At 49.6% G+C, this 11,614-nt stretch carries 1 protein-coding gene; it reads right to left on the bottom strand.

The genetic code is table 11. The annotated features are described in order from the left end of the window. Nucleotides 1-11,614, bottom strand: an 11,614-nt coding sequence (locus PHS46_07815) for a hypothetical protein (GenBank protein ID MDD3906407.1), incomplete at both ends; no start/stop codon positions are given.

The raw sequence follows: 11,614 nt of genomic DNA on the forward strand, positions 1-11,614 counted from the left end.
CGCCCTGTGTAATATTAACGGCTTGCGTGGCGCTGTAACCGGCTCTCCATAACGCATTAGCGGCATAACCGGATAAGTTAGTAAGGCCTGCCGCGCCCGCAGTGGCAAGGCTCAAGCCGTAACCTACGCCTATCGAGCCTGCCGCGCCTCCCAGCATACCCGCGAACGAGGCTGGCATTCTCTGGTCATACAGGTCTCTACCGGTTACCCAGGCATTCAGGCCATAACTTGCGGCGGTCACACCGCCATAAGCAAGGCCTGTGTATCCTGCGACAGCCATTGAATTACCGATGGCGGCCAGTACGGGCGACGACGCGCCCCCTGTCAAAAGCGTCGCGCTCGCTATCGCGCCGCCGGCTAATCCTCCCTTTACGGCACCCCAGCGAACTTCTGCATCAGTCGCTTTCTCAAGAGGCGTACCCACAAGTCCGCTAAAGAAGGGATACATAGGTATGTTATACAGATTCATTATGCCAATTTCCCTCGCAATGACATTGCCGCCTGCGGCCCTGGCGAGTGTCGCGAAATCGATCTGGCCGCCAAACCCGTCCGGCCTCGTGGGATTGGAGATTATTAGAGAAGCGTATTCTGTTATCGTGGGTATCCTGTCCTGTCCTGTGTAATTTGTGAAAAGGCGTTGAGCCGCGGCGGCGCCTTCGGCCTGCGAGAATGTAACGGCGGTAATATGGTAAGCTTCGCATTGCGGGCTTTGGAGTATCGCTATGGCTTTGTCGAGATTACCGGCGGCCATCATGGCCTCGTAGCCTTCGGCTATCTCCTGTGCTTCGAGAGAGTATAGCCCAGCGCCTATCCCGAGAGCCTGGCGTACGTCAATAGTGGTTACAGGGTTAACTGTCATACCCATCGCCCCGGCAATCGGAGCGTCCGTCGTCTTATATAATGTGTTCCCGCTTATCTTCAAGACATCGCCCAAAGACGCGCCGGAAGAAAGAAGAGAGAGCGCTTCTCGGGTACTTGTCAAACCGGCTTGCCTTGTCTCCTTAGACATATCCATTTCGGCCCACTTGCTGTTATAATAACTCTCGTTATCACGCAACATGCCCGCAAGCTGTTCCCGCGCCTGGGATTCATTTCCGGTAAGGCCGAGATAATCTTTTATGTTATTACTATAATCACAAAGCTTGGTAAGATCTGAGGCGGGATTGCATGTCGCGGATACTTTTGCCGCGGTGCCTGAACCCTCCATAACGAACACCTGGCCCAATTTCGCCGCGGCGGATATAAGCTCATTCACGGAGAGCATGTTGCCCTCGAACTGTTGACGCAGTGCTTTTATCTCCGCAAGATTTGAAATATTTTCCGAGGTTGGAGGATTTATAACACCCGGTTTCCTGTCGCCGATTATGTTATCAAAATAAGCCGCTATTTTATCGCGCGCCCCGGGATTGGCGGTATAGGTCTTGTTGTTGTCAAAGTATTTGCCGTTTTCGACGAGCTCACCGTTAAGCACGGACCAGGCTTTGCCTGAGGAAGGATCGATAGCGGCAAAGAGCCAGGTGTGGGTGGCAGATGTGGAAACAACCGCCAAGGCCTCGATCGTCTGCCCGTTCAACGTAATGGTAGCGATGAATTTTTCGCCAAAGATAGGTGAGAGTAATTTACTTGCGGCGGACTGGACTTCAGCTTTAAGCGAATTACCCTGTAAGTCCGTAAACACAGCGGCGGGCTGAAGCCTTAATTTCTCCACCTCGGTGATCAGCTTCCCGGTATTTGCATCGGTCGGTAGAAACATCTGCGTAGCGGAAGGTATGGTGTATTTCACGGCCTCAAGCACACCGTTTACGGGTACATAGGCAACCATATCGTCGTAATTAATAGCGCCCAATAACTGTGTTTTGTCAGATGACAGGAGAGCGATAGCCTCGATCGTCTTTCCGTTTAATGTAATGGTAGCGATATACTTTTCGCTTAAACCGGCAAGATTTAACAAGCTATCAGCGACGGCCCGGATTTCTGATTTCAGGGAATTACCCTGTAAGTCCGTAAGCACCGCGACGGGCTGATGGATAACCCTATCGAAGCCGGAGACAGGCTTCAAGCCGCCCGTTACATCTTCAATCGCAGGAATGAAGCATCTCACAGCTTCTAAGGTGCCATTTACTGTTACATAGGCGGTGTTATCAGCAGAATTAACGATACCCCTTAACTCGTTACCTTTAAACACAAGGAGCTGTTGCCCATCGGCACTGGCGACAAATCTCGTAGAAAGAATATCTCCGGACTTATTGGCCGAAAAACCGAGAATGCTACTTAACGAACTTACCGTCGCGATTTCGCCCGCCAAATTAATGCCTATCAGCACTCCGGCAGGCTGTGTATAAGACGCGGCCCCTACCCGGAGGTTGACAGAACTTATAGTAGTAATAAGTTTCGCTAAGGGATTATAACTTATATCGATTACCGTTTCGGCGGTAAGAACAGCGGCTATATCTTGTTTTGCGTATTTAAATCCCGCCTCGAGTGTCAATGTGCCAGGCAATTTAACCGCGATTGTAAACCTGTCGCCATTGGCGCCAGGATAAGTTTCGCCGGTCATTGTATACTCAAGTACGCCGCCTTTCACGGCCTCATGTACTTTGGCACCGTACGACTCCATATTTGCCGTAAGAACCGCTGTGCCACCTATCACTTCGAGGAACCTCGGGGCATATCTGTTGGCGTCGACATTATAAACCACATCGTATACCTGCTTGCCAGCACTGGAGAGCTGTTCGCCAAGTGTAAAGGATGCGCTTTGTCCGGCCATATTCACTTTTAACGTCGGCAGGGCTATAATAGATTGATTATTGTCAACAGTAACCGCGCTATATCTTTCAACGCCGGTATCAGGCTGGGTAAATGTGACGCTTGAGCCACCGGCGGCTATATTTATCGTCCCTGCGCCCCATTTTAAGGAAACCGTTTCGTTGGTTGTTTTGAATGAATTGTCAAGCGTAAATGTCTGACCCGGCGTGCCTACGATCTTATTATTTTCCATCTTAAAGTAGGAATCCGTGATATACACGCCGTGGGTGTCATAACCTATAATCGTTTTGAAACTTATATCGCTGTGAGCCGCCGAAGTCCCTGGCGTGGCGTTCATAGCCCATATGGTGTTATGCAGGGTATCGCCTTTTACCACATGCCCGATGCCCTGCAAAACATCGAATGTAAAATCGTTATGGATATTGACTTGAGCCGAAACTATCGTTATTTTTTCCGAAGATATGGCGGTGTCCACAGAAGACATCGTATAATTCTGCACAAAAGTACCATGTGAGGCTACTGTAAGATCCATCATTCCGCCAGTACCAACGAATTTGCCTGCATTAGCAACGCCTGTGGAGATATTTATCGCAGGCTGGTAACCGGATGAGAACACCGGTTGTATATGAATAGCTATGCCGTCATTGCCGAAAGCCTCAGCCCATGGATGATAGCCGGAGTTGTAAGTACCGCCGTTGCGCGAAACAAGGGTATCTATCCGCATGCCCTCGTTTATCGTAGCGCCTATACCGGCGAGGGCTGTAATATTTCCTGCGGTTACCGCTTTCGACAACGCATTTTGTATACCGGTTTGAACGTCTGGGCCGCTAAAATCAAATCTACCTATCTGCTGAACATCGCCCGCTACGGAAAGTGCCGTAGCCACATTACCGGCTTGCGTAATATTTTGCACCGCCGCCACAGTGCCATCGAACAGACGAACCGATCCTTGCGAGTTCTGGCTAAAGAGCTGTGAGGTTACCTGTGGGGAATACCCCACAAGGCCCATGTTATACGCCGGATCGCTTGACATCGGCCGGTAATTGCCGCATGGAGTAACATCAATTTGTTCGCTCATAATAACCAACTGCCGCTGGCCATCCTGACCGACCCTTATCTGCCATACATTCCACCCGGGGATGCCATTACTCGTCTGTGCTGTCATGCTCTGCCCGTAAGATTGCGCGCCTGTTATCTGCCCGGAGTTAAACTGTGTTGGGTCCAGTCTGACCACTTCGCCTGATAATTTGTAAGAAAAATGGCTACCATCCGCTGATAATGCTACCTCGGTTATCCTGTGGCCATCGTTTAACGGCGAGGCCAAGTCCACTTTCATAGATTGGCCTGGGAGTAAAACGTCATGCTTAAACGGCGCACTCGGATATATTGTCTTTGAAAGATCATTCGGATCGACCATTGCCTTATTCTCCTGCATAATATCCGCTTTTGTGATTTTACCGTCTGCGCCGCCATGAATCGTAATACCGTTTACAGGCGTCTCGCTCCAACTCGCCGGGAATATCTTTACCGTCGCGGAGACGGTAAGTGTCTTTCCCATGCCTATTATGAAATCGCCCACAGTTACATCACCATTCATAATCCCATCACCCCACTTGCCGAACGGCCCGGCATTTTCGTCATTTACGTTAAGCGTTGGAACATCTATTATGGGCGAATTATAGGCATCATTCGAGCCATACAATGTATCCGAAGGGCTATCCGTAACCTCAGGCGAAAACTTATCGGGTAATTCGCGCACAGTCAGTTCATTCTCAGGCAAACCCGTTTCCGGCAAAGCGATCTCCGGCAACTCATTCTCCATGGCTTTCGTTTCCGCTAAAGCCATGCCATCGATTTGCGCTTTAGACATATCGGTCTTCGGCAACACCTGGCCAAGATACGCCGTCTCGGGCATTTCGATGTGTTTAGGCATAGTGGCGTCCTGTTTCGCCATATCTTTAACATTGTCCGCCGCCAACTCTATCCCGGCAGACCCGGATCCATTGAAGAGCCCGGCATTGAACCATGTAGTATCAAGATCGGGTGAAGAGGTAAGCAGATTATTCAGTATGTTAACGTCGTATCCCGGGGTGGTCCAGTCAAAGAGCGTGGCGGTGCCCAGCGACGTATCGTTAGAGAGGGCATTTAAGTCTGTCATGCTGTCGAACATGCCGTCTCCTAAGTCGGTCCAGTCAAAGAGCGTGGCAGTGCTAAACGAGGTATCGCTTGAAAGCAGATCGTAGCCGAACGTTCCGCTATCAAAGACGTCCGACACGGATGCGGAATACAAACCGTATCCGGTCAGATCGGTTATATCATACGTCCCGTATGAGTCTAACGATCCGGCGGAGTACCAACTGGAATAATTATCGTAGCTGTAATCGAGGCCATAGCTATAATCATATGAGGTATAACCGCCGTAACTTGAACTGAAATCGTAAATAGACCCGCTATAACCGTAATCGCTGAAGGCGGAATAATTACTATAGCTATAATCGCTGTATATCGGATAACTGCTGTAGCTTGAATAATCGCTGAAATCCGAATAACTACTGCTATAGCTGTAATCGCTGTAGCTTGAGTAACCGCCGTAGTAATCCGACTCTCCGAGCAGATAAATCCCTGTCAGAGAGCTGGTCGGGGTAATACCCAGGACAAAACCGATATAATTTATCTCTCCGAGGGAAGACGCGTTCATCTCGTAAAGCTTGCCATTACTCCAGTAGTCAAGCCCCGATGAATCGGCAACAACCGTTATGGCGTGGCCCTTCTCACTGCCTTCCTCGGCCGATAATGTTACAACGGCGGATTGCGCAGAACCGCGGGCCACTTCATACGCCTGTGTAAGTATGGCAAAACCGAGGCAGTTCAAATATGTCGAATCTACCGTATCTTCCAATTCCCAAACTATGCCGGCCTGGTCGCCGATATGATAAAGACTGGATGTACCTTCGAACCCGCGGGCTAAGATATCTTCATCCGACATCCATGTCTTGTTATTGGTCAGATAGCTTTCAAACGTTTCGGAACTCGCCAGGAGAGTATCAATATCTGTTCCCCAATTAGCGGCGAGTTCGGTCATCGCCTGGTATGCTTCGGAATAAGTGATCGTATAAGCATTGTAACTTCCTTCCGTATCGTAATTACCATAACCACTACCTTCATAGAAACCCCATGACCTATCCGTAAAATCGACCGCGCCAGTATCACCTGCAGCCAAGCCGCTTATGTCTCCCCATCCGCCCGAAGCGGGGCTGTCGAACAAAGAGCCTCCATAGACGTTTGTTATAGGCTGAATATATGTATCGTCTATACCCCAACTCCATCCGCTCCAGGTACCTCCTGCATCAGTAGGAAACTGATTGCTGTAGCTTCCGAACGGGCTGTAATATGAGTCGCTGAAGGTTGTTGTGTAATCACCGGCTCCGAATATGCTCGTACTGTCGCTCCAGATACTGCTATCGCCCCACAGATCGCTGATCCAGGAACTGGTCGTGCTAAGACCCAAGTCGCCGGCGCTAAAATCAAGGCTACTATCGCTCCAGATACTGCTATCGCCCCACAGATCGCTGACCCAGTCACCGGTTCCGGTCGTACTGCTGTATAAAAGCGCGGAATAATCCACGAGGTCTGTATCCCATAAATTGGCGGAATAGCCCAATGAGGCATCGTATAATCCGGAATAATCGTTCAGGCTTATGCCGGAAAGGCCGGAATAATCCTCAAGGCCGCTCGTCCAAAGCCCGGAATAGTACTCCAATCCACTGTTCCATACATCTGAATAATCCGATATACCCGTATCTAAAAGGCCCGATAAGCCGGTAAAATCTGTCATGCCGGATAGATCGCTGTAGGATATGTCATTATAATCAAGCAGGTCGCTCATATAACTTGTCGTGTAGCTGAACACATCCTGATATTCCGTGTCCAATGATTGTATGGATGTCGTCAGGTTCGTCAGAGAATCATCTAAGCCCGCATAATCGGTAATCCCGCCGATACTGCCGTAGGAGATAGCATCGGAGGCGATACTGTCCAGATCCCAGGAATACGAATCCGTTGTAAGAGCCGCGATGCTTTCATCGACGGACAGATCATCCGATATCCCGCTCCACAGCGTACCTACTATATCGTTTGTCGCGGACAGATCATCCAGGTTGGCGGAAGAAGAAACGACGCTGTCTAATGCCAAGTCCATCGCGACGGTGGCGGTGAACGCTTCCTTGCCAAAAAGTTCCGTGAAGCCGTCCGACCAATATTTTTCTATAGCCGCCGCAGTCTCCTCCACCTCTTCGGCGTTATCCGTCGTAAGAGTTATAGAAGCGCTTGCCCCAGCAGACGCGTCTTCCGCTTCAAACATCGCCTCCTCTATTAATTCATCGTATTCCTCGTCGCTTATCGCGTCTTCCGCTTCCAACTGCTCTTTAGCGGCCTTTGCCGCTTCTATCTTGGCGTCGAACCATCCCTGTATGGTAGCGTTGGTAGTTTTGGAAGAATCGGCCTGGTTATAAAACTCCTTAAGGGTATCCGCGGCCTGCATTAAACGCCCTGACGTCTTGGTTTCTATCATACGGTTCAGCGTTTTTTCTATGATTTCCTTGGCATCTGAGGTCAACATAGTGCCGTTCGCTACCGCCTTAAGAACGCCCTGAACGATATCGTTGTTGGACGACATCCACTCGTAAGTTTGATAATTAGGATTATTGGTAATCTTGGCCGCCGCCACAACAACCGGCGGGGTATCCGGCACAATTTGTTTGTAATTATCCCAGATGATTTTTTGTATGGCCGCTTTGGTCGCCGCGTCCTTCGTCCAGTAGTTATCCGCCTTCAATTCGGTCGTTGTCCCTGTCGCGAAAGGATTATAACTCGGGCTGTACGGAGAAGTGCTGGAGACGCTACTTATCTTAGTACCAATAGTGGCGAGCGAGGCATCGTTAATCGAAGTACCGGTACCCGTAGAGGCTTCTCCGGAAAGAGCCGACAAGGTGGTCGCGTAGTAAGCGTAGTCAAACCATGACGGAGATTCGGCGTACAGGCTCTCCGTAGCAGTGCTACCGCTCGAGACACTCGCCGCTTCGGCTATAGCCATATAGTTGGCGATGGAAGGTTCGGTGCTTATGCCGGTGTAATTTGCGCTCCACACCGACTCGGAGACCGTGCCGGCATTTCGTACCGACTCAAGCGCGAAATTAAGCCAGCTATGGTCAAGTGGTGGCCCTTGCTGCGCAGATGCCTGACGGCGCGTGTTAAAATCTATCTCTTCTTTAGATTTCGAGGATGGGCCGTGAAAGGCATTGGCATACGGATTGGTTAAATATTCGACTATCGCCGCCATTTGCTCTACCCTAATCTTCTCGGCATAATAATCCATAAACGCGTCCCATTCCGTATAGGCGTTTCTCCTGTTACTGGTCCCGCTACTACCCCCCGTAGCTTCTATCGCGTTATCGAGGATGCTGAAGTCCGGCAGTTCTGTGGTACCGGAGGCTTCGGTATCGTCTGTGGCCGGATCATCTATCCCGAATCTCGAGAACGGCGTAACCGTCGGCTCATTCCATGCGCCGTCATCGCCCCAGTACCCGCAGTATTCTTTCAATAACGTATCATAGTCGACCGCTTCATCCACGGTCGTATCCACCTCATCCGTAGAATCAGGATCGATGTAATTTCCGCTCGTATCATAGGTTCTGCCGGTGGTCTCAGTAGTAGTATTCGCCCCTTCGGTCGTCGCTTCAGTTACGCTCAGGGGCTGGGACAATGAGTTATAACTTCCGATCAGAGTATCTATCACGTAACTGCGGCTTAAGTTCGTACCAACGCTATTGTATGTTATATTCGAATGCGTAAGCCGGCTCGAAGAATCGTAAGTCCTGTCGATATTATCGTACTGGGTAGTAGTAACTCCGTTCTGCACCACCACTACCGTTTCCCTTAATACCTGGCCCAAGGAGTTATATTTGTCTACAGTGGTATCCATGGTATAAGAAGTTGAGGTCGTATAACCTTCGGTGCTGATAAGAACGACTTCCTGGCTTGAGTGAACAAGACGGTCCGACTTATCATAGGTCCTGCTGGCGGTATCCGTCTGTTTTGTAAGATAACCGCCGTCCATCGTCCGGACTGTCTGGGTCAGAACCTGGTCGAGGTCATTATAAGAATCTATGGCCGTCTCCACATAATAATCGTGCTCGAGATTACCACCGCGCTCCGAGACGCAAACAACAGAATAAGTAAGCTGTCCCAACGCGTTGTAGGTACGATCGGCGGTGTCCTGGATAATCGTTATCTTGTCGCCTTCTTTGACAACCTGCGTCTCGAATAATACCTGGCCGAGCGAATTATAAGCGTTTATCGTCGTCGTCATGGAATACTGCTGGTTTAGGTCTGTACCCGTCTTCAGAACGTCTTCTTGTGAATATGCGAGCCGGCCAGAAGAATCGTAATATCTGTCGGCGGTATCGGTCGCGGTAGTGGTAACATCGCCGTCTATCGTGGTCCTGGTCATTATCGCAATCTGTCCGGCATCGTTATAACTATTGATGATGGTTTTGACGGCATAAGTGTGGTCGAGGCCTGTGCCGGATTCCGTTATGCTGACATTTGACGTCAGAAGACGGCCCAACTCGTCGTAAGTCCTGTCGGAAGCATCGGTCTCCACCGTGGTCTTGCCGCCATCCACCGTAGTGATAGTCATCTGCAGAACCTGGCCTATTGAGTTGTAACTTGATATCACCGTCGCTACCGTATACGTATAATCGAGCGCTCCTCCGGATGCGTTGATTTTATAGTTCGAAGACGTAAGCCGGCCCAATGAATCGTATGTCCTGTCGGCGAGATCTGTTTGTGTGGTAACTTTATCGTCTTCCGTGGTAACGGTCGTCATAAGCAATACCTGATTCAGATCGTTATATTTGCTTATCGTCGTCTCAACTTCATATACCCTGTTAAGCCCCGTGCCGGTTTCGGTTATTATAATATCGGAGTAATTGAGCCGGCCCAGCGCGTCATAAGTCCGCGCTTCCTGGTCGATCTGGACAGTGGTAGTCATGCCGTCATCCGTAATCTGCGCCATCTTCGCGACCTGGCCCAATGAATTGTATTCATAGATAGTTGTATCGACAGCGTATGTCTTGCTGTAATTTTCCTCTGTTTCCGTAACGAGTACGCCCGACCAGGTTAAACGGCCGGAAGTGTCATAAGTTCTCTGGGCGTAATCAACCTCGGTTATAACTTTATCACCCTCGGATTTAATCCAACTCTCGGCTATAACCTGGCCAAACGCGTTGTATTGTCTCACCACATAAGCTATCGTCGCATCCAGAGAGCCGCCGCTTGTAACCACGAGCGTCTCCGACTGCGTCAGGCGGCCGTTTGTATCGTAGATCCTGTCTGCAGAGTCAGCATTGGTGGTGATAGTATTCCCATCAACCGTATTTCGTAACATGCGCGTTATCTGATCCGCCGCATTATAGCCGAGTATCTGGGTATCGACTATATAAGTGTGGTCTAAGCCATTACCTGTTTCATGAACAGTTACACCCGACCACGTAAGCCGATCTTCGCTATCATAGACATTATCGGCGTAGGTCGTCTCGGTTGTCGTCTTGCCATCCTCGACTGTAGCCACAGTCTGTCTGGCCACCCTATCGGAAGAGTCGTAACTATCGATGGTTGTGTACACTGTTGTGGTAGAGTCGAGCGCGGAGGCTGTCTTATTAACAGTTACAGCCGAATATACGAGCCGCCCGGTGGTATCATACTTCTTGCTCTCTATATCAGTTTGAGTATCGGTAGAAATCCCGTCTGCGGTAACACGCGTCATTCGCGCTATCTGGCCTATGTCATTATAAGCCTGCACTGTTATATTTTGATTATACGAATAGTCCAGGCCTGGTTTTATTTCTTCGATCGATTTATCGGAACCTATAAATCGCCCCTGCAAATCGTAAGTCGTGTCAGCGATATCTTCCTTGATGATAATATCACCTGTGGATTCTGTAATAACCTCTTTTTGTCTGGCAACCTCTCCCGCATCGTTATATCTTAATATGATAACAGAGTCCTCATAGTTAACAGTGCGATCCGGTGAAGTTTCCGTAACCGCGATGTCGTAAGCATGCAGAGTACCATCGAGGTTATACATTTTGGGACCTAAGTCTGTTTCCGTCTTTGTGATAAGGCGCGTAGCCATTGTCCTAGTTGTAAGTATAGGTTGCCATATGGCATTAAAACTGATAACTGAATAAGTGCCGGTCTCAATACTATCAAGGGCGGAACCGTCGGCGCCGGTGCCTATATCGCTACTGGAGTAGTTATACCCGGTCTCAATGCCTATGGAATTGTATTTTATGTTGGTCTTTTCGGTAGTGGAAGTGACGCCGTTCTTCACGGTAACACTGCGGGTACTTACTGCCTGGCCGATACCATTGAAAGCTAATGTGGCAAAGGCCTGTATCCATGTGTTATTTATAGATGTGCCATCAGAGGCTGTCCCGAACTCTTGTACGGTGGAACGAGAGGCGATGACATTGCCGTGGATGTCATACATTGTCGGGCCGTCGCTGGTATATACCGAGGTAATGTTGTTTCTTATATTAGTAGTGGTGGTATATATAGGTTGCCATATGTCGTTAAAACCGGTGATTGAATACACACTGCTTTCGCTGGTGTCTATCGCGGAACCGTCGGCGCCGGTGCCTATATCGCTACTGGAGTAGCTATACCCGGTCTCAATGCCTATGGAATTGTATTTTATGTTGGTCTTTTCGGTAGTGGAAGTGACGCCGTTCTTCACGGTAACACTGCGGGTACTTACTGCCTGGCCGATACCATTGAAAGCTAATGT

It is taken from the genome of Candidatus Omnitrophota bacterium (assembly GCA_028699255.1).
In the GTDB taxonomy this organism is placed as follows: domain Bacteria; phylum Omnitrophota; class Gorgyraeia; order 2-01-FULL-45-10; family 2-01-FULL-45-10; genus FEN-1322.